A 25,356-nucleotide genomic window follows, 5' to 3' on the forward strand; every position below is an offset into this window, starting at 1 on the left:
GTACAAATTATAAGGTATTTAGGCGGCGAGTGGATAAAAAAACAAAGGCCGCCTCTAATACTTTAACGGAATTAGCAGGGGCGGCCTTGTAATCTTTATTTAAACTAACGGAGTGTTAGTTTATTTGTCTTCGTCGTTAGGCTCAGCAAAAACCCATTTTACTAAGAAGTAACCGGCTGCGATAACGACAATCGCACCGATCATGCCAGCTGGTTCTTTTAACATTTCAGTCAAATCTAAGATCGCACCCATGAGTGTCCTACCTGTATTTTTATATTTTAGAAAATGCTATAGACATAGCAAATGAGCCATCAATGATACTTTAGACACAGCTAATGTCAAGATTTATTGTTGAAATTTTAAAGCGATGCACAATAAGTTAGGGGAATGTAAAAACTAGAGTAGCGGTGGGTGTGTGTTATAATCCGAAAGACCTATAAAATTCAAAGTAAAAAGGTGGGAAAATGAATATAAAAATGAGAATACATGCAATATGGCCCGCTGTTTTATTGGCTTTTGCAGCGAATGCGGAAGTCTTATTGAAAGATCAGTCTGAAATTTTGGGAAGTTGGAATCTCTATGCGGAATCTGCTAAGTTGGATGGAGAGAAAAAAGCGTTAAGCGTCGAGTGGGATTTTAAAACTGACGGGGTGTTGAACACTAAATCGATCGATACGTTCGGGCGAACTAAGACGTTTGAAGTGGCATTAAAATATTCTGTCGAAGATGGCATGATTAGAAAGCAAGCGACTCCCGGTCGCGAAAAATACGAATCTTGCAAAGTGATCGAAAAATCGGATTCGGATATGATTTTGAAGTGTACCTATCTTTTTTTCTTTTTAACTAAAAAATAATAACTAAAACAGGAGGGTGTGCAATGATTGGTGGTATTGTGATGATTCTGGTAGCCGTTTGGGTCTACCAGTCGGCTTCGCGAGCTAAAGTAGAAAAAACCCTTTTTTGGGTGGTTTTGTGCTCGGTCGTTTTTTTAGCGGTTCAATTTACGGCTGTTTATTTCAATGTGTATTTACTCGAGACCTTTAAAGGCGGCGGTTTCGAAGGCGGCTATGAGCGGGATTTGGCTTCCGTCGGCGACCGAAAAACCAAAGGCGGCATATTTCAAGGATTTACCGGAACTCTGTTGTCCATTGTGTTTGAATTGATGCCGCCGCTTCTGGGTGTCTTAGCCGTTGCATTTATTAGAACTAAGTTTATGCTCAAAGAAGCATTGACAGTTTCTAATTTATTCAGCGGAATGAAAGAGTTATTCGTCTCGATCAAGAATAGCTTCAAACCGGAATAGTCTCTCGTTTTACAAGGCAAAAAAGCCCAAGTCCTGCTTGGGCTTTTTTGTTAATCAGCCAGTAATTTTTGCAACAAGTAATGCCAAAAGAGCGACAAATAAAACGGTAAAAATAATGCCGACAATGATGTACGTGGATAAGTTGCCGTGTTCGAAATCCCGTTGCCTGTTTTTGTCACTTTGTACGCCGACTGCGGCGGCGAAAACGCTTTTTATTACACTGAGTATCGTCGGTTTCGACATAACCATCCCCCTAGAAATCCGTTAAGCATAATATGGTGCGACAGCTTGTCAAGCCAAGCTTTATCCGGGCGCTCTGCCCTTATTTAACTTCTAGCATGTAAGCACATGAGTAAATTAGAAAATTTTAAAAAAAGACTGTCCCAAAGTATCCTGTTTTTAGATGGCGCTATGGGCACGATGATTCAAAGCTACAAATTGGAAGAAAAAGATTATCGGGGCAAACGTTTTTCGGACTGGACTGTCGATCTAAAAGGTAATAATGACCTGTTGTCTTTGACTCAGCCGGATATTATTAAAGCGATTCACAGCGCATATCTCGATGTCGGTTGCGATATTATCGAGACTAATACCTTTAATGCGACGCAAATTGCGATGGCCGATTACAAAATGGAATCATTGGCCTATGAGATCAATTTGGAATCGGCGCGACTGGCTAGACAGGCTGCTGACGAATATACCCACAAAACACCTGATAAGCCGCGCTTCGTAGCCGGTATTTTAGGGCCGACCAACCGAACTGCATCGATGTCGCCGGATGTCAACGACCCCGGTTTTCGTAATATCGACTTCGATACTTTGGTTGATGCTTATACCGAAGCGACGCGGGGCTTGATTGACGGCGGTTCCGATATTATTTTGATCGAAACGGTATTCGATACGCTCAATGCCAAGGCGGCAATTTTCGCGGTCGATCAATATTTCGAAGCGCTCGGCTATAAACTGCCAGTCATGATTTCCGGCACGATTACCGATGCGTCCGGCAGAACCCTGTCGGGTCAAACCGTCGCGGCGTTTTGGAATTCACTCAGTCATATCGAGCCGATTTCATTCGGCTTCAACTGTGCCTTAGGTGCGAAAGAACTCAGACAACATATCGAAGAGTTATCTTCGATAGCCGATACGCATGTGTCGGCTCATCCAAACGCGGGCTTGCCGAACGAATTCGGCGAATATGACGAATCGCCGGAAGATATGGCCTTGGAGTTGGCTGATTGGGCCGCGAACGGTTATTTGAACATCATCGGCGGCTGTTGCGGCACGTCGCCCGAGCATATCAAAGCGATTGTCGAGGCGGTCAAGCAATATCCGCCGAGAGTCGTTCCCGTTATTGAAAAGCAATGCCGCCTGGCCGGCCTGGAACCGATGAATATTGGGCCGGATTCGTTGTTCGTTAATGTCGGCGAACGGACCAATGTCACCGGCTCGGCAAAATTCAAGCGCTTAGTTGTCGACGGCGATTTTGAAACGGCATTGGAAATAGCCAAGGACCAGGTCGAAAACGGCGCGCAAATCATCGATATCAACATGGACGAAGGCATGTTGGAGTCGAAAGAAGCGATGGTGCGCTTTCTCAGTCTGATCGCGGCAGAACCCGATATCGCTAAGGTGCCGATCATGCTCGATTCGTCGAAATGGGATATTCTCGAAGCCGGATTGAAGTGCATTCAAGGCAAGGGTGTCGTTAATTCTATCTCGATGAAGGAAGGCGAGGAGGCATTTATACGACATGCCAAATTGATACGTCGCTATGGTGCGGCTGCAATCGTGATGGCTTTCGACGAACAAGGTCAAGCCGATACGCGTGATAGAAAGGTCGAAATCTGCAGTCGGGCCTATCGTATTTTGACCGAGCAATTGAATTTTCCGGCCGAGGACATTATTTTCGACCCGAACATCTTTGCGATTGCAACCGGTATCGATGAGCACAATAACTACGGCATGGATTTTATCGAGGCGACCCGCGAAATCAAGCGAACGCTACCTCATGCCTTGATTTCGGGCGGCGTGTCGAACGTGTCTTTTTCGTTCCGAGGGAACAATCCGGTTCGCGAGGCGATACATGCGGTATTTTTGTATCATGCGATCAAGGCCGGCATGGATATGGGCATCGTCAATGCCGGCCAATTGGCGATTTACGAAGATATTCCGATAGAATTGCGCGATGCGGTTGAGGATGTTGTGCTCAATCGTAATGACCGCGCGACCGAACGCTTGCTTGAGTTGGCCGAAAAATATCGAGGCGACGGTAGTACGGTAGCCAAGCCGGAAGAGCTGGAATGGCGTAGTTGGCCGGTTACTAAAAGGCTCGAGCATGCCTTGGTTAAAGGCATCGCCGATTTCATCGACGAAGATACCGAGCAGGCACGACAGGAAGCCGAAAAGCCGCTGCATGTAATCGAAGGCGCGTTGATGGACGGCATGAATGTGGTCGGCGATTTGTTTGGAGCCGGCAAAATGTTTTTGCCGCAAGTCGTCAAGTCGGCGCGTGTCATGAAAAAGGCGGTCGCTTATTTGATGCCGTTCATGGAAGCTGAGCAAGACGGCGAAATGCAGACCAACGGCAAAATACTGATGGCCACCGTCAAAGGCGACGTGCACGATATCGGTAAAAACATCGTCGGAGTGGTGCTGCAATGCAATAATTTTCAGGTTATCGACTTGGGAGTGATGGTGCCGGCCGAAAAAATATTGCAGACCGCGCGAGATGAAAAAGTCGATATCATCGGTCTCAGCGGATTGATTACGCCGTCTCTCGATGAAATGGTGCATATGGCCAAGGAAATGGAACGACAAGGCTTCGACATTCCGTTGATGATCGGCGGCGCAACGACTTCACGAGCGCATACTGCGGTCAAGATCGAGCCTAACTATCATGGCCCGGTTGTTTATGTTGCCGACGCCTCCAGAAGCGTCGGTGTCGCCAGTCATTTGGTCAGCGACGATTCCAAGGAGGCATTTACCCAAAAAATCAAGGAAGAATACAAGGAGGTTCGGGAAAGGCATCAGGGCCGTAAAGCCAAGACCAAGCAGCACAGTATTGAGCAGGCGAGGCGCAATAAATTCAATTGGACCGATTTCGAGCCGGTCAAGCCCACTTTTTTAGGCACCAAAGTCATCGATCGCTTTCCTCTCGATACGTTGGTTTGGTATATCGATTGGACGCCGTTCTTCCATACCTGGGAATTGGCCGGTAAATATCCCGATATTTTCGAAGATCGGGTTGTCGGCGTCGAAGCGCGAAAGTTATTTGAAGATGCGCAGACCATGTTGAAAAAAATCATCAACGAAGAATGGCTTCAGGCTCGAGCCGTTATCGGTTTTTTTTCGGCCAACAGCGACGGCGACGACATCATTTTATATAAAGACGATTCGCGGCTTGAAAAGCGAGAAATTTTGCATCATTTGCGGCAGCAAAGTGTCAAGGCGCCGGGGCGGCCGAATTATTGTTTGTCCGATTTCATCGCGCCTATCGATAGCGGCAAGACCGATTATTTGGGCGGCTTTGCGGTAACGACCGGCATCGGCATCGAAGCTAAGCTCGAAGAATTCGAAAAAGACCATGACGATTACAGTTCGATCATGCTCAAGGCCTTGGCAGACCGATTGGCAGAAGCCTTCGCCGAGTATATGCATGAAGCGGTTAGGAAGGATTTTTGGGGTTATGCAAAAGACGAACAATACCGTAACGATGAGTTGATCGCAGAATCTTATCAAGGCATAAGGCCGGCTCCGGGTTATCCCGCTTGTCCGGATCATACCGAAAAGAGCAAATTGTTCGAGTTGCTCAATGTTACGGCGACGACCGGCATCGAGTTGACCGAGAGTTACGCGATGTATCCGGCTTCGGCGGTCAGCGGCTGGTATTTTTCGCATCCGGAAGCGCAGTATTTCAATGTTGGCAAGATCGATCACGATCAGCTCGAAGACTATGCGCGCCGAAAAGGCATCGCGAAGGAAGTAGCTGAGCGGTGGTTGTCCGCGCATTTGCATCACTGAGGAGCTTTCTATGATTGAACGCGCGATCGAGCGCATCATGTATGCGAGTCGCTGGATTTTGGCGCCGGTGTATCTAGGAATGAGCGTAGCCTTGTTGGCAATATCGGTAAAATTTTTTCAGGAGATCATTCATTTTGTCCCTCACATTCTTGAGATCGATGAAGCGAATTTGACTTTGAAGTTATTGACTTTGATCGATCTGACTCTGGTTGGTAGTCTAGTCATCATCGTGATGTTCAGCGGTTACGAAAATTTCGTTTCGCAAATGGATATCGGTTTGTCGACCGAAAAGCTGGGTTGGCTCGGAACGCATGATTACGGTTCTCTAAAAATCAAGCTGGCATCGTCGATTGTCGCGATCTCGTCGATTCATTTGTTGAAAGTATTCATGAATATACAAGGGACTGACAACGACAAGATTTTATGGTATGTCGCCGTGCATTTAACTCTCGTAATTTCTGCGCTGTTGATGGGTTTTCTCGATAAAATCAGCAAGCATCATGATTAAGTTGATTCTGTTCGGGACGCAAGGCTGCCATTTGTGCGAGCAAGCGGAGGAAATGCTGAATAGTTATCTGGCAGATAATAACGATATCGAGATTGAGTCGATCGATATAGCCGAGCAAACGCAATGGCAGGAGCGTTACGCGATACGCATCCCGGTGTTGTTGCACGAGGCGTCGGGTTCAGAACTTTGTTGGCCGTTCGATCGACTCGATGTAGAGAGGCTTGTCGCAATGATTAGCGGAAAGTATGATGGTAAGCGGTAAGCCCTGTATTGCTTGATCCCATACGCGGGGCGGGTTATTTAACCCGCCCTTGAATTGAATTTAGGCCGCTTCGAAGGCTTCGAAATAAACCGTGGGTGACGAGCATCAGTGACTTTCCCTCGCCTAGCCTTAGGAGAGGGACGGTGGAAGTGTTGTTCCCGCTGAGGATGGCGGATGCACTGTGGGAGCGATCCCTAGATCGCGATTTCGAGGCCAAGAATGCTAAGTTACATTAAATGGCATCGAGGTCAAAAAGGCTAAAATATGTGGCTACCCAAGCGCCAGATCGGGTAGCCTGTTCAGGAAGCTCTAGTTTCCGGGGTGTCTTTCACAAGCTGGAGTTTGGGAAAGAGCGTGATGCGGGTTGGCCGTTTTAAGCTTGATGCGCATGGATTACAAACCCCGTCCAGCCAAGGGCGACTGATAATGGCTTGCGTCTTAAACCGAACTCAGGTTGCATAAGTTTTTTGAGTCCATTGGTTGATCAGCTTGAAAGGTTTAACTAATTGAATATTTTCGTGATTTTCGTAAATAAAAAATGCTTTTTACAGCTGATGGCTGTTTCCTAATGACCAAACCGGGTGAGTCGATTGGCTCCCGGTTTGGCAGGTCGAACCGAGGAAGCTGGTTATTTTTTCTCGGGCTGTTTCGGTTGCGCGAGTTCGAAAATAATTAATTCGGCGGTGCCTTTGCCGACATTTTCGACCGACATGACATCGCCGGACTCCCAGAATACGTCTCCGGCCGAATAGACTCCCGTTTTATCGCCTTCGATGACTTTTAACTTGCCTTTGACGACATAGCGAGGGCCAGGGCCGTCGTGGGTATGGTCCGGTGTTTTGAATCCTGCAGGTATGGTGACTTTGATTGTTTTGGCATTGACGGTATTCGACGGTAATTCGATCTGTTGTTCTAATAATAGTTTTCTGTCGAATTTGCCTTGAGTTTGCGCGGTCGCCGTTGAAATTCCAAGCGTCAGCATGGCTAACGGTAACCCGAACATTCCTGCGTATTTTAAATAACAATTATTGTTCATCTTGCTTTCTCCCGTATAAATTTATTGTGAGATTGTTTGATCGTTAGCTGGTGATTTTGTTGCATCGAATTTTGCTATTTCAATAAGAAATTACCAAATCAAGTCGTCCGGTATTTGATAATCGGCATAGGGATCGTCAGTCGCGGGTTGTTTGGGAGGCTCATTGATTAAAACGATCACGCCGGGTAAGCGTTGTTCGATTTTTTGGGCAATTTCGAGCGGTACGATTTGATATTGTTTTTCGCAAATGACGATTGCCGCGCGGCCATTGACGATTTGATTTCGTACGAACTCCGAAACATATACCGATTTAACTTTGCCGTTATCGTTAAAATTGTATTTTACGCCTTCATTGCTTTGCGCAAGCTTATGTTGCTCGACCAGTTGTTTGATCTGAGCGGCCAGTTGTTTTCGTTCCGTTTCTTCTTTTTTTAGTTGGTTGAGCAGACGGTCTTTTTCTTGTTGTTCCGTTTTAGCTTTTTGTATCTCCAGTCGAGTTTGCTCCGTAGCGGCATGGGCATTCTTTTTGGGTTGTTTACGTTTTTCGGCCCGAATTTGTTTAGCCTTGGTGTCGCTGGCAAGGCCGGACTTCAGCAGTTGTTCCTGTAGACTTAATTTTTTTTGAGTCATGGTTTTTTCGTGACGGCAATAAGTTAAATAGTAGTGACCGAAAAGATCAGATAACAGGTGTAACCGATGTAGGCCGATAATAATAATCCGCCTTCTATACGGTTGATTCGTCCTCCGCCATTGTTGGAGTAACCCAGGACAAAAAGGGAAGCCGTTAGTGCGGCCATGACAGGCCAATCTCGGAGCAAAATATCTTCGGGGATCGTCATGGGATGTATGGCTCCTGCAATCCCTACGACCGCAGTCGTATTGAATAGATTGGACCCGATAATATTTCCCAAGGCAATATCGTGCTCGCCCTTCTTGGCGGCGATGACTGATGACGCCAGTTCCGGCAAAGATGTGCCGATTGCAACGACGGTTAGTCCAATGATTAAATCGCTGATACCTAGACTTTGTGCAATCGTGACTGCGCCTGAGACCAGCATCTGTGAGCTGACGATCAATAACACCAAGCCTAAGGCAACCCAAAATAACGCACGACCAAGTGTCATCTCGTGGGCTTGTAATTCGGATTCCATTTCCTTTTCGAAACTATCGGAATCTTTTTTCATGCCTTGGATGATGGTCCAGCCCATGATCATGCCAAACACCGCTAATAAAAGCCAAGCATCCAATTGAGTAAATTCGTTGTCATAAATTTGCAAGGCGGCGAACAACGTGACCGCGCTAAGGATAGGGAGTTCTTTTCGAAGCACTTGAGAGTGTACGGCAATCGGACTTATGATCGCGGTGATGCCGAGAATTAATGCGATATTGGTGATATTTGAGCCGTAGCCGTTGCCTAATGCGATATTCGGATTGCCTTGCCATGCCGATATTGAAGACACCGCCATTTCCGGGGCGGAGGTGCCGAAACCGACGATGACCATGCCGATCAATAGCGGCGACATTCCGGCAAAATGCGCAACAGCGGACGCGCCCTCGACAAAGCGATCGGCACTCCAGACTAATAATGCTAAACCGACAATAATTAGAACAACAGATAACGCCATGGAGACTCCAAAAAAGAAATACAGAGTTTTATGATTCTGTATATGGAAGGGAAAAGGAAATCGATTACAATCGAGCTTTGAAAGAGCCATTGTTGTACCGGTTTTATTTACCCATCGTAGATAAAAATTCGGCACCGGGGCCCGTCAAAGGATGCCGTGAATACGCCCATGTAAGCTCTAGCCAGCATCCATGCTGGCAAAGCCTTTGCCAGGCATCTCGGTGCCTCCTTAGGCACTGCCGAAATTTGAAGTGCGAAAGGTAAAACCGAATTATATTCCAATTCGAATGATAGCTTGCCACTAAATCAAGGGGGCGCAATGAGAATAGGTGTTCCGAAAGAAATTAAGGATCAAGAAGGAAGGGTGGGACTGACTCCGGCGGCCGCCGGAATATTGGTCGAGCGAGGCCACGAAGTGTTAGTTGAAATCGGTGCCGGATTAGATTCGGGGTTTACCGATAATCATTACAAGCAGCTTGGTGTTAATTTGGTTTCAGCATCGGAGGCTTGGCAGGCGGACCTAGTGGTTAAGGTCAAGGAGCCGTTGCCTGCCGAGTATCAGTATTTGAAGCAACAAAAGATCTTTACTTTTTTGCATTTGGCCGGTGTCGATCCGGCTTTGACCGATGCCTTGCTGACTAATGGCACCACCGCGATTGCCTACGAACTGGTTGAAGATGAGCAAGGCCGGTTGCCGATTCTAGTGCCGATGAGTGCGATAGCCGGCAATGTCGCGGTCTTGATGGGCGCGTATTACCTGGCTAAGTTCAATGGCGGCAAAGGCGTTCAATTAGGCCGCATTGGCAAGAACAGGCATGGTAATGTGTTGGTCGTCGGCGATGGGGTGGTTGGCATGCATGCCGCTCGCGTGGCATCGGCAATGGGAGCCGAGGTTTATGTCGCCGGTATCGACAAATCGCACATGGATTGGTTGAGAAGAAACGAGTTGCCGGAAGTCAATTTCGTATTATCGACGCCGGAAAATATAAGCCGCATTGTTACCGAGGCAGACCTTATTATTGGGGCCGTGTTGTGCAGGGGAGACAAAGCGCCTAAAGTCATCACCGAACAAATGATAGCGACGATGATGCCCGGCTCGGTCGTTGTCGACGTCAGTATCGACCAAGGCGGTTGCATCGAAACTTCGCGGCCGACATCGCATACCGAGCCCGTTTACAGGACGCATGGCGTGATTCATTATTGCGTTAGCAATATGCCCGGCGCCTACCCTCGAACCTCGACACTGGCGCTCAATGAAGCGACTTTGCCTTTTGTTCTAAAGCTGGCCGAAGCAGATAAAGAAGGGCTTGAGCATCTTGACAGTGGATTAAAGAAAGCAGTCATGACTTATCACGGACAGTTGACCAATCATGCTGCAGCTGCAGCGCTTGACAAATTAAAGCATTATCGGGCTTTGGTTGATTAGCGTGGGAAAAATCAGCAATTCCCATTTTGAGCAGTTTCGCCGATTTTAGGGTGTGGGGTATGCCTGTCGAGGAACGCCGTAAACCCATCCATGGGGGCTTGGCGGCAGCTCGAACGCCAAGGATGGCCTGAATGCAGATTTTGCATTACGTCAAGGATGGCGTGTAGTAGGGCAATGCAGGAGCAATTGCCGAGGAGCAAAAATCTGCCCTGCTGCCGACATCCTCGCCAAGCATACCCCACACCCTTTTTGATCTCCAAATTGGGAATTGCTGGGGAAAAATAGTTCGGATTTCGATAGTTGGTTTTTTTGATAGTCCTTTAACGAGAAGTTTTTCCAGAGGTTAACGCTGCTGCCGCCAACGGTAATACACTTTCCCGTCATCGCATTGCCAACTCAAGCGTTGACTCCCGCTGTCGTTGATAAACGGTTGGCAATCGTGGTCGATTTTAAATTGTGCCCATTCGCCGTCGTCGATATTGGAACTGATGTAAGCACCGATCAACTTAAAAATGACAATACCGAATAACAGAACAATGATGGTTGTTGCAAGGTTATGTCGTAATAACAATATTATTTTTGCGGCTTTATGGAATAAGTACATGGCAGCCTTCCTGTTCGGTTATTGAATATGATTATCCTAAGAAGAGCAGTTGGCATGTGTTGTAGACCGTTCGTGCTGAGCCAAGTCGAAGCATGAACGGTCTACAACACTTTCACCGGCTTGGTGAAGCATCAAACTACCCTCACCCTTCGACAAGGCTCTCTTGAGCGCAGACGAAGGGCTCAGAGCGAACGGGTAGTTTGAGTCTCTTAGCTGCTCTTTTTAGGATTATTGTTTGTTCATCGATGCCTATTTGAGTTTTGTGTTGCTTTATTCGGGCTCCGAATTCAACGGCAGTTCCCGAGGAGCTTGGTCGGTGGATTGCTTGGCTTTTCTCGCGGCCTGTATCATTTCGTTGCGCCGTTTCTCGAGTACCAGTAGCTCGATATCCCTGCGTAAATATTCGGAAGTTTCCTGAGTGGCTTCATAGCGTTTTTTCTGCTCTTCGATCTGCATCGCCAGTTCCATTTCCTTCAGGCGGCTTTCGTGTTGCAGCCTTTCCGCATGCAACTTTTCCTGCAATTTCTGAGCTTCTGATTGTTTTTGCGCAGCTAAAGCCCGTTCCGCTTCGGATTCGATTTGTTTTAAGCGCTGTTCCTGTTTGAGCTTTTCTTGTTGCATGCGTTCTTTCGCGGCATTCCATTGAGCTTGTTGTTCTTCGAACAGTTTGAGTTCGGCTGCGAGCTCTTTTTCTTTCAGTAACTGTTGATGCCTCAACTTTTCTTCTTGCAGTCGTTGCTCGTTTTCAAGTTGTTTAGCCAGTTGTTGGCGTTGCAATTCTCGTTGCGTTTCCTGCTCGAGTTCTTGCAGACGGGTTTGATGCCGGACGCGCTCCATGTACAGGCGTTCTTCCAGGTTGAATTGCTCGGTTATTTGTCGCTCTTGCTCCTTTAGTAAGCGCAAATTGGATTCTGCCTCAAGTGCTTGTTCTTTGATTTTTAATTCCGTTTCCCGGTTTCTTTTTTCGATAAGCAGGCGTTCTTGTTCTTCTTGTTGGCGCAGGTTTTCCCTATTTTGACGTTCCTTGAATTCGAAGTTTTTCTTTTGGATTTTTAAATAAATATCTTCACGAGCAAAACCATTGTTCAGGTTTTGCGATTGCGCAACATCGGCAAAAGACGGTTGTATCGAGCATAACGCACGACACTGGATATGTTGAGTGATTAGTGTTTCGTTGATTTGCGATTGAATTTGCTTTTCGATCGGCGCTAAACCGGATTCTATCCATTCGCCATTGTCGAGCTTTTTAATTTCCTGGTCGATGACATCGCGAACCAGGCTTTCATAAGCTTTTTTGATATGTCGGTTGATCTCGGGCAAGGTCTCAAGATGTGCCATCGCATAGTGAATCGAGGCTTGAAAATGAATCGTCAGATTGATCTCAAGTGAGCAAAAACCGCCGTAGAGTTCGGCACGACAGATCATCAGCCAGTCTTCGATCGGTAGATGATAAATACGATGGTAAAAACGCGGAGTAAATGTTGTGGGACGTGGAAAGGCCTTCCGATAAGGACCTAGTTTTGCGACGACTAAACGTCGGCTGCCGTCGAAGCCCGGGTCCCAAGTTTCATCTTGGTCGTTCGCTTCGCTGGCGATATCGGCTAGCCAGAGGTCCAGAGGCGATTTAGTGCTGTTCATGGGTAGCGGGTTCGGTATTCATCGTTACAGGTTCTGCGCGTCCGGATTGCTCCTTGATTTTTTGTAGTTTATCGCCAAGCTTTTCGGCAATTAACGGATAAAGCGTCGGCGCGAATTCCACAGTACGGTCATCGACTTTACGCAAAAAGCCCCGGCTAAGCAACAGGCCGACCGCAAACATTCTCGGCCAGTCAATATAGCGTTTGGCTTTTTCGATTTCGGTTTTTTCGATAATCATTTCCAGGGCATCGTTTTCGTTGATGCGAAATTGCGTGAATTGTCTAAGGCACTCGAAAACCAACTCTTCCTCTTGTTCAGTTAGTGGGCCGGGAGCGGTGAATTCCAGGCGGTAGGAGAGCAGTACGGTAAAAAAATCGACCATGCCCGCGCACACTAAAGCAAAGGTCGAAAAGCCCGTCCACATTGCAAATGACGGTTTGATGCCTTGGATATATTGCGAGTAAGGCATCAATACCGGTGCCGCGGGTAAATGGGTGTTGAATTTGGCGACTTGTCGATTGAATTGCAATTGAACGGTCTGCAAACCGCTCGATATCTGTTGATATATTTCTCGAATAGCTTCGGAATCCTGGTCAAGTTGGTTTAGATTGGCTTGTAGTGCGCCGATTTGGGCGTCGAGAAGTGCAAGTTGTTCTTCAAGTCCTGCCAATTCAGATTTTTTGTTTTGATAAAGCTCGTTATAGTGCCGCCATATTCGGCCTTCGCCGATTTGGTTTCTTAACGATGGAGGGATTTCAGGATGCGTGCCGAAATAAGCTTGAGTGACTTGTTGGTTCAACTGTTCCACTTCAAGCCGCTCTTTCGCCAGCAATTCCCCTTTGATGGCGATAATGTTGCTTAAATAATCCTCGACTTTATTGCGGACCTCGTTGAGGCGTTGGATATGAATCGTGTCTTGCTCGGAGATTTCATAAAATTTGAAATAAGAAAACGACACCGATGCGCCCAATGCAATCAACAGCGAGGCAAGCACGCTGAAATAACGCAATCGATTGGCACGCCAATGAATCCCTGCGATTTCGAATGAGCAAATTACGATGATCGATTGAATCGCGACCGTGATGATCAGCGCGATCCAGGGTGTGATGAAATGCGACATGCCGTAATATGTCGTAAACCCGGAAGCCAAACTGAGCGCGAGAACGATGGGAATGGTCCATATTCGCATCAGACTCACGAACATGGTTTGTATGATGTTGATGAGACGTCCTAGGCCGCCGCTTTTCATTTTTATTATTATTCGGTTGTCCATCGTCTGACTTTATGTTGTTATTCGAGTAAGCGTAATCCTAAAAAATCAGCTGGAGCGCTTGGAATCCGTTCGTGCTGAGTCCTTCGGACTGCGCTCAGGAGAGCCTTGTCGAAGTATGAGCGAATCCAAGCGCCACCCATTGGGTGAGCATTCTAAATCCCGCCCACCCTTCGACTAGGCTCAGGGCGAACGGGATTTAGAATGCTCAACTGATTTTTTAGCGTTATTGCGGAAATTAGCAAGATTAAAAAAATTCTGCTAATAGTATCACATTGAATTTAAATAGTTTCTATTGAAAACAAATCAAGCAGTTGTCTTTATTCCGGCTATTGCGTGAGGGTTTTAACCGTATATTTGAGATTGAGTGTCAATCATGAAAATAGCCATAATCGGAGCCGGCCATGTCGGTTCGTCGTTAGCGTATGCGCTGGTGTTGAAGGGGTTGGGCAATTATTTGTTGTTGGTCAATCGTGATGCGACCAAAGCGTTGGGAAATGCATTAGATTTACAGCATACACTGGCTTTTTGCGAACGACCGATGCAAATCGAGGGCGGCCCGCTTGAAGAGGCGGTGGGTTGCGATATCGTCGCGATCACCGCTTCGACGCCGATGGCAAAAGGCATGACTTCTCGTATGGAATTAGGCAAAGCGAATGTCGAGTTATTCAAATCGATTATCCCGATGCTGGCCGAAAATAATCCTGAAGCTGTTTTTATTATCATCACCAATCCGGTCGATGTGATGACCTGCTGTGCTACGCGGCTTTCGGGATTGCCGTCGTCACAAATCGTCGGAATCGGCACGCTGGTCGACTCGGCTCGATTCAGAACCTTATTGTCCAAGGCCGAGCAGATTCATCCCGACGATTTAAGAGCCTATATTCTTGGCGAACACGGACCGAATCAGTTTCCGGTATTCAGCCATGCTTCGGCTGGCGGCGAGCTGATAACCGATAGTCCGAGGCATAGAGAGATTTTTGAAGAGGTCAACAAGGCCGGTTTCGAGGTCTATCGATTGAAAGGTTATACCAATTTTGCGATTGCTTCAGCCGCTTGCGAAGTCATCAGAACCATAGTTCACGACGAACATCGAACGATGCCGCTCAGTACTTGTTTCGATGACTGGCAGGGGATCAAAGACAATTGTTTCAGCATTCCGGTCGTACTAGGCCGTTCCGGTATTATCCGGTATTTGCAGCCCGACCTAAACAGTCTGGAGATCGAGGCGCTGGAGCAATCGGCCAGAACGGTCCGAGCCAATATCGATAGTTTATTGCTTGGGGTAGGTGAAAGAGGAAAGGTGAAAGGTGAAAGATGAAAGGTGAAAGGTGAAAGGTGAAAGGTGAAAGGTGAAAGGGGAAAGGTGAAAGGGGAAAGGGGAAAGGGGAAAGAGGAAAGAGGAAAGAGGAAAGAGGAAAGAGGAAAGAGGAAAGAGGAAAGAGGAAAGAGGAATGGAGTCTTGTGGGAGCGATCCCCAGATCGCGATTTCGAAGCCGGTAAGCTTGGATGATAATAAAGGGTATCGAAGTCACATTGGTCAAGGTTCCTCGTTACCGCCGCTCCAGCGTGGGAATGCATACCAAAGCTGAAAGATGAAGGGAGAAACGTGGCCGACTCAAGTATCGTGTTTGTGGCGCAGTAGCGGCCGAATATCGAACCACGTTGCGGTAACTAGATAAGCTGCAAGGCTTGCCGAAGCGCTGAGCCAGGTGTTGATAAGATAGACTTCTGTCGCGAAATGATGGGCAACATATAAAATTAAACCGAAGGTGATATAGCCGATGATCTTGCCTAGCCTATAAGGGACCGGATAATAGCGGCGCCCGAGTAGCCAAGAGATGACGGCCATGAATAGATAGCACGCCAGCGTCGCCCAGGCAGAACCGTGATAACCCCAAATCGGGATCCACCAAATATTCAGCCAAGCGGTCAAACCGGCGCCCGCCAACGAAACCCAAGCGCCCATGCCGGTGCGGTCGGTCAATTTGTACCAGATCGACAGATTGACATAGATGCCGAGCAGTAGATTTGCGATCAATAAGACCGGCACAATATCGAGGCCTTCACGGAAATCCGAGCCGATAAAATATTGAAAGAAATCGATGAATAGCGTCACGACTAGAAAAATAAACACGCCGAAGATTACAAAATAATTCATGATCAATGCATAAGACTTTTGTGCATCCTCACGTCCGGCTATGCTAAAGAAAAACGGTTCGCCGGCATAGCGGAAAGCTTGCACGAACAGGCTCATTAGAATCGATAATTTATAACAGGCGCCATAGATACCGAGCATTTGCAAATTGGTATCCAAATCATAAGGCAGCATATATTTCAATATTGCCCGGTCGAGCATTTCGTTGACCATGCCGGCGAATCCGATGATGACCATAGGCAATGAATAGATCAACATCGGTTTGAGTATTGTCGGGCTTAGCTGCAGGCGTATGCCGCGCAGTTGCGGAATCAGTAACAGGAATTTAAAACAACTGGCCAGCAGGTTGGCTAGGAAAATATATCCGACACCGATCGCCGGGTCGTAAATAAAACGAATCGCCGAATCCGGCCAGGCCGCAGCGATTTTAGGACAAGCAACCAGAAAAAACAGATTGAGGCCGATGGTCAAGAAAATCTCGGTCAATTTGATGCCGGCAAAACGCCATGCCCGGTTTTCCGCGCGTAACCGCGCGAACGGCAGCGCCGTTATCGCGTCCAGAACTAGAATCGATGCAAACCAAAGAATATATTCAGGATGTTCGCCGTAATGCAGAAGCTCCGCCAAAGTTTCGTTGAAAAATACGATGAACCCGAGAAAAGTCAGATTAACCAAAACTAAAAAGCTTTGCGCGCCGGCATAGACTGTCTCTTTCGAAAAATCCTTTTTATTGTGAAATCGAAAATATCCGGTTTCAAGGCCGCCGATCAACAGTACCGCGAAAAAACCGGCGTATGCATAAAATTCCGAGACCACGCCGTATTCACCGGTATTGAATGTGTAGGTGTAGAGCGGGACCAAAAGATAATTAAGAAAACGGCCGATGATGCTGCTAAGGCCGTAAATTGCGGTCTGTGAAACGAGTTGACGTAAAGGGTTCAAGACAAAGGGTCCGGTTAACAGAGTAGCTATAGCTATCGTAGATCAATATTCGGCGTCGGGGTGTCCGTTAAAGGGCATGGTGCATATGTCCATGTAGGCAAAGCCTTTGCCGAATACCCCGGCGCCTAAGTCTGTTGAAAAAAGCCATTTTAGCTAATTTCTGTATTACCGCTTTTTAATCTCAAAATAACTTGGAAATTGTTGATGGTCATAGGCTATAAAGCGCTAGGTGTAGGGTGAACATCGCGCACCAAGGTCGGGCATCCGTCGTGTTAGGCGGTTTTTCAATCAAAAGGGAGTAGATCGTTTTTCAACCACCGAGAACACAAGGCATGAATATCTATACCTTTGTGAACTCTGCGGTTTTATTAAGCGTTAAATGAAAAATTCAAAGAGTTGAGTGATAAGAGACTAAGGATAAATAACCTTAGGCTGGAAATAGGCGGCCGGATATTTGGGATCGAATTCCGCTATCGAGGCCGGTTCGCTGCTTGATTTTTTATCGGCTTTTTGGGCGTCCGGTGCGGTATCCAATTGATCTGCTAATTCTTCATCGATAAAAACGACTTTCGGTTGAAAGTTGCTGGCAGGGTATTGCTCGTCACTGCCGGCTGAAGCAGTCGTTGACGCTAAAGTGAAGCCGAATGCGGCAAAGCCTAATAGGATTCTTTTGAACATTATTGTATGGTCCTCCGGGTCGTTGAATATCAGCCCGCTATTATACCTTTCGTACTTCAAAATTCGGCAGGTGACTAAGGAGGCACCGGGGTGCTCGACAAAGGCTTTGCCAGCATGGAGCTGGCATAGAGCCTACATGGACGTATTCACGGCGTCCTTTGACGGGCACCCCGGCGCCGAATTTTGATCTGCGATGAGTATATCTAGGATAGCGGGGGCATAAAGGGCTATAAGTATCGGGTATTTTTCCCGGTCCTGCAACAGTGCAGGACGTTTAAACGACTGCCGGTAAGCTCATAAAAGCGCCCTGATTTCAGGATGATCCTGAAGCAATTTTTGTCTGAACGCCTCGATAGCCGTTTCGTCGTCGCGTTTGTCTCTCGGAATGTTCACGCGGATTTCGCTGATCGCCTGCATCGGCGGCGAAGACAGGAAAACCAGGCGATCCGCTAGCGCGATCGCTTCGCGCAGGTCGTGCGTGACGAACAAGACCGTATGCGGACGCTGTTGCCAGAGTCTTATCAACAATTCCCTGACCTGACGCGCGGTTGGAGCATCGAGCGACACGAAAGGCTCGTCCATCAATAGCACGTCGGGATCGATCGCAAAGGCCCTGATGATCGAAACGCGCCGACTCATGCCCAAGGACAGGCGTTCCGGATAGACCTGTTGGGCATCGGTCAATTGCATCGTGTCGAGCAAGGCGTCAACCGTTTTCGGGTCATGATCGGTCGGCAGGGCCAGCGTGATGTTTTCTCGGACGGTCTTCCACGGCAAAAGCCGAGGGTTCTGAAAGACATAGCCGATTTTCGGTGTTTTGTGCCGATGTTCGACCGTGATTTCGCCCCGGTAATCCCGGTCTAATCCGGCCAGGATGTTCAGCAGCGTGGTCTTGCCGCAGCCGGACGGGCCGACCAGGCAAATGAATTCATTGGACGGCAATTCCAGTTTCAGATCGGCGATGGCACGGTGACCCGGGGATTGTCGTTGCGATGGATAGGTTTTGTCAACGATGTCGATGCGGATCGCGGTCATCGGCGCCACCTTCCGGCTTTTCGGTCGAGCGGTTTCAGAATGAGTATCTCGATCACTTGAATCACCGCCACAAACGCGACCGTATAGGCCAGAATGCCGGCGACGTCGAACATTTGAAAGAATAAATGCAATTGGTAGCCCATGCCGTTACTGCGGCCGAGCAGTTCGACGACGAGAATGATTTTCCAAATCAATGCTAAACCCGAACGCGTTGCGCCCATGACAAAAGGATGCAGTTGTGGCCAGATGACATGAACCAGAGTTTTGCGTTTACCGAAATGGTAACAGCGGGCCATTTCCAGTAAATCCTTGTCCAGGGCTCGAGTGCCTTCTCGAATCGTGACGACGACGTTCGGCAGTTTGTTGATGACGACCGCAAGAATAGCGGCTGATTCGATCAGTCCAAACCAGACATAGCACAAGATAATCGTCACCAAGGCCGGGATATTCAAAAAAATGACCAGCCAGTTATCGAAAAAGGCATCCAGTTTTTGATTCCGGCCTAAGACGATACCGATGGCGCAACCGAGTAGCATCGCAACGGCAAAACTGGAAACCAATCTAAGCAAGGTCACGCCCAGATGATAAGGAAGTTGGCCGGATAAGGTTTCTTGCCAGAATACCTCGGTCACCGATGCCGGCGTTGGTAGGCTATTGTCGCTGAGATAAAGGGCAAGGCCCTGCCATAGCCCTATAAAGAGCAGGATCGACAACAGATTGAGTGTTCTGTAATGGCTTAGCTTAGTTGAAGTCATGTTTGGATTAAGTGCAGCAGCATTTCAGTGATAACGCTGCTATTGACGAAAGCGCTTCCTTTAATTCAGTGACATCCGAGCATTATTCTTGGTCGATGGCCCAAAAAGTACCTGGCTGCAGATTGTCGTCTTTTCCGGTCAGTTTGTTGTGGCTGACCGTTTTCAAAATACGGTAGATGCGGTTAGCCGCATTTTTTTCTGGGTCACCCCACTGTTTTACGGCGCCTTCGCAATAACGCTTGCGCAGTACGCTTTGAGTATGCGTATCATCGGTTTGCGTTAACGGCAGGATTTTTTGCCAGGCTTCATCCGATTCGCATAGCAATGCGCGGGCTTGTCGAGCGGCTTGCAAAAAACCGGTCAGTACTTGTTTATGTTGCTCGGCCCAGCTTTGTTTGAAGACATAGCCAAGCGCCGGCACCTCCTCTTCTATTCCTAGTGTTTTGATCAACGCTTGACCGTCGATAATTTGGCGATATCCTTGAGCTTCAAGTTTGGCGGCAAAATGCCAATATGTCATGACGGCATCAAGGCGGTTGTTGAGCATTTGCTGATTGAGTAAGGGTGGAGCGCCGTAGACCTTTTCGATAGATGAAGCGATTTCGCTATTGCCTTGTTGTTGGAAAGCGGCTTGCATCAGCAACCCGTTTTTGTCGAGTTCTCCGCCGGCGATACCTAAGCGTTTATCTTTAAGGTCGTTTAGCGTTTTGATCGGGCTGTTTTCAGTAACGACGAGCCCGCCCGAGACATTTGAGTAAGGATAAAACGTATAATCGGCACCCGTCGAGCGCAATTTCGATACCCATATCCAGTCGGAGACGATAATGTCGACCGCACCTGATTGCAGTGCAATTTTACCGGCTTCAGGGTTGGCCAGTGGATGAATAGCCAATTCAAATTTGCCGGATTCGTCGAGTTTAGCACTTTGTAAGGTTTGCACTTCCCAGGCTGCCGTGCCGAACTCCAAAATACCCAGACGTATAATAACGGGTTCTGCAGCGAAGCTGTTGAGCGAGAACAACAAGCCAAGCCAGAAAAAGTGTAATTGTTTTTTCATTGGAGTCATCCTTTCTGTTCGATAGTCAATAACCGAAACATTCTAACTTGTTTTGGCTCTGAAATGGGGAGGCTATACTTCGCGCGGTCATGTTTTCGGCTTTTATGGCAATGCTATTTTGTTCGACGCTTACAGGGAGGTAAGCGGTAGACTGCGTCTGGAACCGGCAGTCGACGCTTACAGGGAGGTAAGCGGTAGACTGCGTCTGGAACCGGCAGTCGAGAGCAAACCACTAAAACAGACTATGAGCCGTATTGTGATAATATTGCCACATTAGTCAACCGATATAACTTATGAGTTCATTATCCAACACGACGCAATTGATCGACCGCTTCGGCAGAATTGTCGATTATGTAAGAATTTCAATCACCGACCGCTGCGATTTTCGATGTCAATATTGTATGGCCGAAGACATGGTGTTTTTGCCGCGTGCGCAAATTTTAACGCTCGAAGAAATCCATACGATAGCCCGGGCGTTTACTGAATTGGGCGTCAAAAAAATCCGTGTGACCGGGGGCGAGCCGTTGGTGCGCAAAGGCGCATTGCAATTGCTCGAAAATCTGGGGCGTTTGTCGGGACTGAATGAACTGGTTCTGACCTCCAACGGTTCTCAATTGGCGACGATGGCGCAAGCGATTAAATCGGCCGGCGTAAAGAGGCTCAATGTCAGCTTGGATACGCTCGATGCAAAAAAATTCAAGGATATTACCCGAACCGGCGACTTGCATCAGGTGTTGCGAGGTATCGAGGCGGCGAGGCAGGCGCGGTTCAAACGCATCAAAATCAATGCGGTCGTTTTGAAAAATCGTAATCATGAAGAAACGACCGATTTGGTTCAGTTTGCAATCGACCGTGATTTGGATATCAGCTTCATCGAAGAAATGCCGCTCGGTGTCATCGGCAGTCACGATCGCGCCGAAGCGTATTACTCCAGCGATGAAATTAAAGCCGATTTGGAACGGCATTTCAATTTGATTGCGAGTACCGAAAAAACCGGTGGGCCTTCGAAATACTTCCAGGTTGCAGGAACTTCGACCAAGGTCGGGTTTATCTCGCCGCATAGCCACAATTTTTGTAGCACCTGCAATCGTGTCCGATTGACCGTTGAAGGCCGATTGCTGTTGTGCCTCGGCAACGAGCACTCGGTCGATCTAAAAAAAGTCATTCGAGCAAATCCGGGGAATCTCGATGCGCTTAAAAATGCGATCGTCGAGGCGATGAAAATCAAACCGGAAAAGCATGAATTCAATCTAAACGAACAACCGGTTATTTTCAGACATATGAATGTAACGGGGGGGTGAAAGGTGAAAGATGACAAGCGCGCCAAGATTTTTCGCGAAAGCTGAAATGGGGTCCGTCCGATTTCAGCAGCGAAAAATTACTTGGCGATTATTGCCTTCGGCGGCCCCGATTCGCCCTGCGTCCGTGCCACTACGCCACATCATCGTAAACTCGATGCGGCTCCGTAGCACTCCCACAAATGGCTTTACGCCGTGTCGCGATGCCTTGTATTTTGCCTCCGCCTGCGCTATTCGCGCAGACTCCGGCAAAACACCCGGCGCTACGGCTATCGGGGACTAAAAATCTTCACTTCGCTGGCGCTCCGTTTCCAAGATTTTCAGCGAAGGTGAAAGATGAAAGATGAAAGATGAAAGATGAAAGATGAAAGATGAAAGATGAAAGATGAAAGATGAAAGATGAAAGATGGGTTCTTATGTTCTCGCCAAATGTATCCCACAGCGCCAAAAATTGTCGTTCATTGAGGCGAAGGTGACGAGCCAATAGACGCCAACATAAAGAAAAAATGCGTCATTCCGCCAGGGATTGGCGGAATCCAGTGCCATGGATGGCAATGCGAAGCTTCACATTTATGTAATCTGGATATCTGCAATCTATTCCGACATGACGAATAATGCCGCAAAAGCACTACAGAATAGGCGCTAATTTGGCGCTTATGGGTGTTCCCCCACCAGTGAATTAGTCTGAGCCGTCTGTTTTAATTGGCAAAGGGCCAATTTTTATTAACCCGCAACTTTATTTCCCCCACCTAAAAATTATGACATTCGAATCTCTAGGGCTTATTGCCCAACTCCAAACAGCAGTTGCGGAACAGGGTTATGAAACGCCTACGCCGATACAGCAAAAAGCTATTCCGCTTATTCTTGACGGACGCGATGTCATGGCCGGCGCGCAAACCGGAACCGGTAAAACGGCCGGTTTTGCGTTACCGATCCTGCAGCGGTTGAGCGAGACGATTAACAAAAAACCTCGGCCGGTTCGTACATTGGTATTGGTGCCGACTCGCGAACTGGCAGTACAAGTGCATCAAAGTTTCAAGGATTACGGCAAGCATGTCGCGTTGTTTAGTGAGGTGGTTTTCGGTGGTGTGAGCATGAACGGTCAAGCTCAACAGTTGCGGCGCGGTTGCGATATTGTTGTCGCGACTCCGGGACGATTGCTAGACCATGCTCGCCAAGGCAATGTCGATTTGGGGCGAGTCGAAATATTGGTTCTTGATGAAGCCGACCGAATGCTGGATATGGGTTTCAAGCGTGAAGTCGATGCAATACTGGCATTGCTGCCTAGACAGCGTCAAAATTTGTTATTTTCGGCGACTTTTTCTAATGAGATAAAAACCCTGGCAGGGCGCTTACTGCATGATCCGGTCGCAATTGAAGCGCCGCGGCAAACGATCGATGCCGATACCGTCGAACAACGTATTTATCCGATTAAGCGCGAATACAAGCGGGAATTATTATCTTACCTGATCGGTAGCGGTAATTGGCGACAAGTCTTGGTGTTCGTTAGAACCCGGCATGGGGCGGACCGTTTGGCCGAGCAATTAATCAAAGATGGTATTCGGACTGGGGTATTGCACGGTGACAAATCTCAAGGCGCGAGGATGCGTGCTTTGGCGGGATTCAAATCCGGGAAAATAGCGGTTTTGGTGGCGACCGATATTGCCGCGCGAGGCCTCGATATCGATCAATTGCCGCATGTGGTTAATTTCGATCTACCATCCGTGGCCGAGGATTATGTGCATCGTATTGGCAGAACCGGTCGCGCAGGATGGGTCGGCGAGGCTATTTCGCTAGTTTGCCCCGAGGAAGCGCCGATGCTCTTGGCGATTGAGAAATTATTAAAACGGTCGATACCGCGCGTTGCCGATACCGGTTACGAAGCCGTTTCATTGGAGGATCGGTCGGGAGCGGAAAAAAAGGATAATAAACGCACTACGCGTAGCGCTCCGCCCGTTAGAAAAAAAGCGCACCGAGGAGTGGCTTTCGTTAATAAAAAACGAGGGGACAAGCAAGGCAAGCGCTTGAGGAAAACTTGAATATATACCCTTTGCTTGTCAAATTTCGGTGCCGGGGTGCCCGTCAAAGGACGCCGTAAATACGACCATGTAGGCTCTATGATAGCATCCATGCTATCAAAGCCTTTGCGGAGCACCCCGGCGCCTCCTGAGGCAATGCCGAAATTTGAAGTGCGAAAGGTATACTTCTGCGTATTTCTAATCAACCAAGCTCAACAAAATCCCGGCCGCGACGGCGGAGCCGATCACGCCGGCAACGTTCGGTCCCATTGCATGCATCAGCAGGAAGTTATGAGGGTTGCTTTCAAGACCTAGCTTATTGGCGACCCTGGCCGCCATCGGGACCGCCGATACACCGGCCGCGCCTATTAGCGGGTTGACCGGTGTTTTGCTGAATTTATTCATGATTTTTGCCATGATGACGCCGGCGGCGGTGCCGATGCAAAAAGCGATCGCGCCCAAACCCAAAATACCGAGTGTTTCGAATTTCAGAAATGCTTCGGCGCTCAGTTTAGAGCCGACCGAAAGGCCTAAGAAAATCGTGACGATGTTGATCAATTCGTTTTGCGCGGTCTTGCTCAGACGGTCGACCGCCCCGCAAGTATTCATTAGGTTACCTAAACAAAACATGCCTACCAAGGGCGCGGCCGAGGGCAAAAGCAAGGCAGTTAACAGTAATAGCAGCAGTGGAAACAAGATTTTTTCGGATTTACTGACGGCTCTGAGCTGCTCCATTTCGATCATGCGCTCTTTTTCCGTAGTCAATGCGCGCATGATCGGCGGTTGGATGAGCGGCACCAGAGCCATATAGGAATAAGCGGCAACTGCGATCGCTCCGAGCAGGTCAGGGGCTAACTTCGAAGCAACATAGATGGCCGTAGGCCCGTCGGCGCCGCCGATAATGGCAATTGCCGCGGCATCCTTAAGCGAAAACTCGAGGCCGGGCACCATGTTTAGCGCTAATGCGCCTAATAATGTTGAAAAAATACCGAATTGAGCCGCAGCGCCTAGTAATAAGGTCTTCGGGTTGGCCAGCATCGGTCCGAAGTCCGTCATTGCTCCGACGCCCATGAAGATCAATAATGGAAATATGCCGGTTTTAATGCCGAAATATAAATAGTATAAAAGACCGCCTTCTTCGGCCATGTCTGCAATCGGTATGTTGCTCAGCACTGCGCCGAAACCGATCGGTAGTAGTAATAGAGGCTCAAAACCTTTCTTGATGGCCAGGAACAGAAGTAAAAAACCTACCATCATCATAAAAGCCTGGCCGGTTTGGATGTTGTAGATCCCGGTGCTTTGCCAGAGCGAATTTAAATTTTCCATAAATGATCTCGATTGAAGTTGATTTTTATTCTGAATAGTTGTTGAGTGCATCACGCATTAGCAGAGACAAGGCCAGGAATTAGGAAATGCTAATGGACTGAATTCGTTAACCTAGGATTTGGTCGTAAATAACTTCCCTATTTTCGGAGGGTTCGGTAACTCGATTGGCAGGTGTCGGCGGCAGGGAAAGCCGCCGTCAAGCCTACACGGACGTATTTGCGGCGTCCTGTCAAGCGAGTTACCGAACCCTCAACAACGCTCATAGTTCCTGGACATTATTTATCACGAAATCCCTAGGGCTTTTTTATTATAAATTGAAGAGCGCTTTTATTTATCCTCATCGGCGCGCCTTAGTCCTTATTTAATAAAGAAGGGGTTGGGGTTCGGGAAGGTGCCGG

The 25,356-nt window shown here is 48.0% G+C and carries 23 protein-coding genes; 9 read left to right on the forward strand and 14 right to left on the reverse strand.

Annotation, left to right across the window (positions count from 1 at the left end):
- Positions 1–120 precede the first annotated feature (120 nt).
- Entirely contained in the window at positions 121–252 is a 132-nt protein-coding gene (locus METBU_RS29055; protein ID WP_017841996.1) for a hypothetical protein, read from the reverse strand.
- Between the two features lie 212 nt (positions 253–464).
- Here METBU_RS29055 and METBU_RS0118270 point away from each other — a divergent pair, with 212 nt between their 5' ends.
- Both METBU_RS0118270 and METBU_RS0118275 read left to right on the forward strand, forming a co-directional pair.
- Entirely contained in the window at positions 465–854 is a 390-nt protein-coding gene (locus tag METBU_RS0118270) for a hypothetical protein (RefSeq protein ID WP_017841997.1), read from the forward strand.
- Between the two features lie 23 nt (positions 855–877).
- Positions 878–1,303: a hypothetical protein gene (locus METBU_RS0118275; RefSeq protein WP_017841998.1), complete on the forward strand. Its 426-nt coding sequence runs from the start codon at positions 878–880 to the stop codon at positions 1,301–1,303.
- 54 nt (positions 1,304–1,357) lie between these two features.
- Here METBU_RS0118275 and METBU_RS0118280 read toward each other — a convergent pair whose 3' ends face one another.
- Positions 1,358–1,546 carry a DUF2970 domain-containing protein gene (locus METBU_RS0118280; RefSeq protein ID WP_017841999.1) on the reverse strand — a complete coding sequence of 63 codons (189 nt, stop codon included), beginning with the start codon at positions 1,544–1,546 and terminating at the stop codon, positions 1,358–1,360.
- A 105-nt stretch (positions 1,547–1,651) separates the two neighbouring features.
- Here METBU_RS0118280 and metH point away from each other — a divergent pair, with 105 nt between their 5' ends.
- From metH to METBU_RS0118295, 3 genes are read left to right on the forward strand one after another with little or no spacing between them, the layout of a single operon-like run.
- Positions 1,652–5,323, forward strand: coding sequence for a methionine synthase (metH, locus tag METBU_RS0118285; RefSeq protein ID WP_017842000.1), 3,672 nt, complete (start codon positions 1,652–1,654; stop codon positions 5,321–5,323).
- A 10-nt stretch (positions 5,324–5,333) separates the two neighbouring features.
- A complete protein-coding gene (locus tag METBU_RS0118290; protein ID WP_014147030.1) occupies positions 5,334–5,831 on the forward strand; it encodes a TIGR00645 family protein in 498 nt (165 codons plus the stop codon).
- Entirely contained in the window at positions 5,824–6,093 is a 270-nt protein-coding gene (locus METBU_RS0118295; protein ID WP_017842001.1) for a glutaredoxin family protein, read from the forward strand. The genes METBU_RS0118290 and METBU_RS0118295 overlap by 8 nt, the downstream gene beginning before the upstream one ends.
- A 628-nt stretch (positions 6,094–6,721) precedes the next feature.
- On the opposite strand, the gene METBU_RS0118300 is transcribed toward METBU_RS0118295, so the two are convergent.
- The 3 genes from METBU_RS0118300 to METBU_RS0118310 all read right to left on the reverse strand — a co-directional run bounded on the left by METBU_RS0118300 (position 6,722) and on the right by METBU_RS0118310 (position 8,754).
- Complete coding sequence (locus METBU_RS0118300; RefSeq protein WP_017842002.1) at positions 6,722–7,129, reverse strand: cupin domain-containing protein; 408 nt, start codon at positions 7,127–7,129, stop codon at positions 6,722–6,724.
- Positions 7,130–7,219: 90 nt separating this feature from the next.
- Entirely contained in the window at positions 7,220–7,759 is a 540-nt protein-coding gene (locus tag METBU_RS0118305) for a DUF2058 domain-containing protein (protein ID WP_017842003.1), read from the reverse strand.
- 23 nt (positions 7,760–7,782) lie between these two features.
- Positions 7,783–8,754: a calcium/sodium antiporter gene (locus METBU_RS0118310; RefSeq protein ID WP_017842004.1), complete on the reverse strand. Its 972-nt coding sequence runs from the start codon at positions 8,752–8,754 to the stop codon at positions 7,783–7,785.
- A gap of 318 nt (positions 8,755–9,072) precedes the next feature.
- On the opposite strand from METBU_RS0118310, the gene ald reads away from it, so the two are divergent.
- A complete protein-coding gene (ald, locus tag METBU_RS0118315; RefSeq protein WP_017842005.1) occupies positions 9,073–10,179 on the forward strand; it encodes an alanine dehydrogenase in 1,107 nt (368 codons plus the stop codon).
- A 343-nt stretch (positions 10,180–10,522) separates the two neighbouring features.
- Here the strand turns inward: ald and METBU_RS0118320 are convergent, their stop codons facing one another.
- From METBU_RS0118320 to METBU_RS0118330, 3 genes are all read right to left on the reverse strand, one after another.
- Positions 10,523–10,783 (reverse strand): hypothetical protein, encoded by a 261-nt coding sequence (locus METBU_RS0118320; protein WP_017842006.1) that lies wholly within the window; start codon positions 10,781–10,783, stop codon positions 10,523–10,525.
- Between the two features lie 270 nt (positions 10,784–11,053).
- Positions 11,054–12,421 carry a coiled-coil domain-containing protein gene (locus METBU_RS0118325; RefSeq protein WP_017842007.1) on the reverse strand — a complete coding sequence of 456 codons (1,368 nt, stop codon included), beginning with the start codon at positions 12,419–12,421 and terminating at the stop codon, positions 11,054–11,056.
- Positions 12,408–13,694 carry a GumC domain-containing protein gene (locus METBU_RS0118330; RefSeq protein WP_040575352.1) on the reverse strand — a complete coding sequence of 429 codons (1,287 nt, stop codon included), beginning with the start codon at positions 13,692–13,694 and terminating at the stop codon, positions 12,408–12,410. Before METBU_RS0118330 ends, METBU_RS0118325 begins: the two co-directional genes overlap by 14 nt.
- 373 nt (positions 13,695–14,067) lie before the next feature.
- Here METBU_RS0118330 and METBU_RS0118335 point away from each other — a divergent pair, with 373 nt between their 5' ends.
- The gene (locus METBU_RS0118335; protein WP_017842009.1) at positions 14,068–15,012 is read left to right on the forward strand and encodes a malate dehydrogenase; all 945 of its coding nucleotides are present in this window, start codon (positions 14,068–14,070) and stop codon (positions 15,010–15,012) included.
- A 297-nt stretch (positions 15,013–15,309) separates the two neighbouring features.
- On the opposite strand, the gene METBU_RS0118345 is transcribed toward METBU_RS0118335, so the two are convergent.
- The 5 genes from METBU_RS0118345 to METBU_RS0118365 form a co-directional block, all read right to left on the reverse strand.
- Positions 15,310–16,791: a lipopolysaccharide biosynthesis protein gene (locus METBU_RS0118345; protein ID WP_017842011.1), complete on the reverse strand. Its 1,482-nt coding sequence runs from the start codon at positions 16,789–16,791 to the stop codon at positions 15,310–15,312.
- Between the two features lie 411 nt (positions 16,792–17,202).
- Positions 17,203–17,469: a hypothetical protein gene (locus METBU_RS0118350; protein ID WP_017842012.1), complete on the reverse strand. Its 267-nt coding sequence runs from the start codon at positions 17,467–17,469 to the stop codon at positions 17,203–17,205.
- Between the two features lie 294 nt (positions 17,470–17,763).
- Entirely contained in the window at positions 17,764–18,504 is a 741-nt protein-coding gene (locus METBU_RS0118355; RefSeq protein ID WP_017842013.1) for an ABC transporter ATP-binding protein, read from the reverse strand.
- Entirely contained in the window at positions 18,501–19,259 is a 759-nt protein-coding gene (locus METBU_RS0118360) for an ABC transporter permease (RefSeq protein WP_026130318.1), read from the reverse strand. The genes METBU_RS0118355 and METBU_RS0118360 overlap by 4 nt, the downstream gene beginning before the upstream one ends.
- Before the next feature lie 82 nt (positions 19,260–19,341).
- Positions 19,342–20,316, reverse strand: a complete 975-nt coding sequence (locus METBU_RS0118365) for an ABC transporter substrate-binding protein (RefSeq protein ID WP_017842015.1) — start codon at positions 20,314–20,316, stop codon at positions 19,342–19,344.
- Positions 20,317–20,609: 293 nt separating this feature from the next.
- Between METBU_RS0118365 and moaA the strand changes: the two genes are divergently transcribed.
- Together moaA and METBU_RS0118375 are read left to right on the forward strand one after the other, a co-directional pair.
- Complete coding sequence (gene moaA / locus METBU_RS0118370) at positions 20,610–21,617, forward strand: GTP 3',8-cyclase MoaA (RefSeq protein WP_017842016.1); 1,008 nt, start codon at positions 20,610–20,612, stop codon at positions 21,615–21,617.
- 755 nt (positions 21,618–22,372) lie between these two features.
- Positions 22,373–23,653, forward strand: coding sequence for a DEAD/DEAH box helicase (locus tag METBU_RS0118375; RefSeq protein ID WP_017842017.1), 1,281 nt, complete (start codon positions 22,373–22,375; stop codon positions 23,651–23,653).
- A 177-nt stretch (positions 23,654–23,830) separates the two neighbouring features.
- On the opposite strand, the gene METBU_RS0118380 is transcribed toward METBU_RS0118375, so the two are convergent.
- Complete coding sequence (locus METBU_RS0118380) at positions 23,831–24,958, reverse strand: sodium ion-translocating decarboxylase subunit beta (RefSeq protein ID WP_017842018.1); 1,128 nt, start codon at positions 24,956–24,958, stop codon at positions 23,831–23,833.
- Positions 24,959–25,356 lie beyond the last annotated feature (398 nt).

It is taken from the genome of Methylotuvimicrobium buryatense 5G (genome assembly GCF_000341735.1).
Lineage (GTDB): Bacteria > Pseudomonadota > Gammaproteobacteria > Methylococcales > Methylomonadaceae > Methylotuvimicrobium > Methylotuvimicrobium buryatense.

Bases quoted from the DNA above. Each gene is read 5' to 3' on its own strand.
- METBU_RS0118270 (WP_017841997.1), top strand. From the start codon at position 465: ATGAATATAAAAATGAGAATACATGCAATATGGCCCGCTGTTTTATTG.
- METBU_RS0118360 (WP_026130318.1), bottom strand. From the start codon at position 19,259: ATGACTTCAACTAAGCTAAGCCATTACAGAACACTCAATCTGTTGTCG.
- moaA (WP_017842016.1), top strand. From the start codon at position 20,610: ATGAGTTCATTATCCAACACGACGCAATTGATCGACCGCTTCGGCAGA.
- METBU_RS0118275 (WP_017841998.1), top strand. From the start codon at position 878: ATGATTGGTGGTATTGTGATGATTCTGGTAGCCGTTTGGGTCTACCAG.
- ald (WP_017842005.1), top strand. From the start codon at position 9,073: ATGAGAATAGGTGTTCCGAAAGAAATTAAGGATCAAGAAGGAAGGGTG.
- metH (WP_017842000.1), top strand. From the start codon at position 1,652: ATGAGTAAATTAGAAAATTTTAAAAAAAGACTGTCCCAAAGTATCCTG.
- METBU_RS0118280 (WP_017841999.1), bottom strand. From the start codon at position 1,546: ATGTCGAAACCGACGATACTCAGTGTAATAAAAAGCGTTTTCGCCGCC.
- METBU_RS0118375 (WP_017842017.1), top strand. From the start codon at position 22,373: ATGACATTCGAATCTCTAGGGCTTATTGCCCAACTCCAAACAGCAGTT.
- METBU_RS0118300 (WP_017842002.1), bottom strand. From the start codon at position 7,129: ATGAACAATAATTGTTATTTAAAATACGCAGGAATGTTCGGGTTACCG.
- METBU_RS0118290 (WP_014147030.1), top strand. From the start codon at position 5,334: ATGATTGAACGCGCGATCGAGCGCATCATGTATGCGAGTCGCTGGATT.
- METBU_RS0118335 (WP_017842009.1), top strand. From the start codon at position 14,068: ATGAAAATAGCCATAATCGGAGCCGGCCATGTCGGTTCGTCGTTAGCG.
- METBU_RS0118310 (WP_017842004.1), bottom strand. From the start codon at position 8,754: ATGGCGTTATCTGTTGTTCTAATTATTGTCGGTTTAGCATTATTAGTC.
- METBU_RS29055 (WP_017841996.1), bottom strand. From the start codon at position 252: ATGGGTGCGATCTTAGATTTGACTGAAATGTTAAAAGAACCAGCTGGC.
- METBU_RS0118355 (WP_017842013.1), bottom strand. From the start codon at position 18,504: ATGACCGCGATCCGCATCGACATCGTTGACAAAACCTATCCATCGCAA.
- METBU_RS0118365 (WP_017842015.1), bottom strand. From the start codon at position 20,316: ATGAAAAAACAATTACACTTTTTCTGGCTTGGCTTGTTGTTCTCGCTC.
- METBU_RS0118295 (WP_017842001.1), top strand. From the start codon at position 5,824: ATGATTAAGTTGATTCTGTTCGGGACGCAAGGCTGCCATTTGTGCGAG.
- METBU_RS0118380 (WP_017842018.1), bottom strand. From the start codon at position 24,958: ATGGAAAATTTAAATTCGCTCTGGCAAAGCACCGGGATCTACAACATC.
- METBU_RS0118330 (WP_040575352.1), bottom strand. From the start codon at position 13,694: ATGGACAACCGAATAATAATAAAAATGAAAAGCGGCGGCCTAGGACGT.
- METBU_RS0118305 (WP_017842003.1), bottom strand. From the start codon at position 7,759: ATGACTCAAAAAAAATTAAGTCTACAGGAACAACTGCTGAAGTCCGGC.
- METBU_RS0118350 (WP_017842012.1), bottom strand. From the start codon at position 17,469: ATGTTCAAAAGAATCCTATTAGGCTTTGCCGCATTCGGCTTCACTTTA.
- METBU_RS0118320 (WP_017842006.1), bottom strand. From the start codon at position 10,783: ATGTACTTATTCCATAAAGCCGCAAAAATAATATTGTTATTACGACAT.
- METBU_RS0118325 (WP_017842007.1), bottom strand. From the start codon at position 12,421: ATGAACAGCACTAAATCGCCTCTGGACCTCTGGCTAGCCGATATCGCC.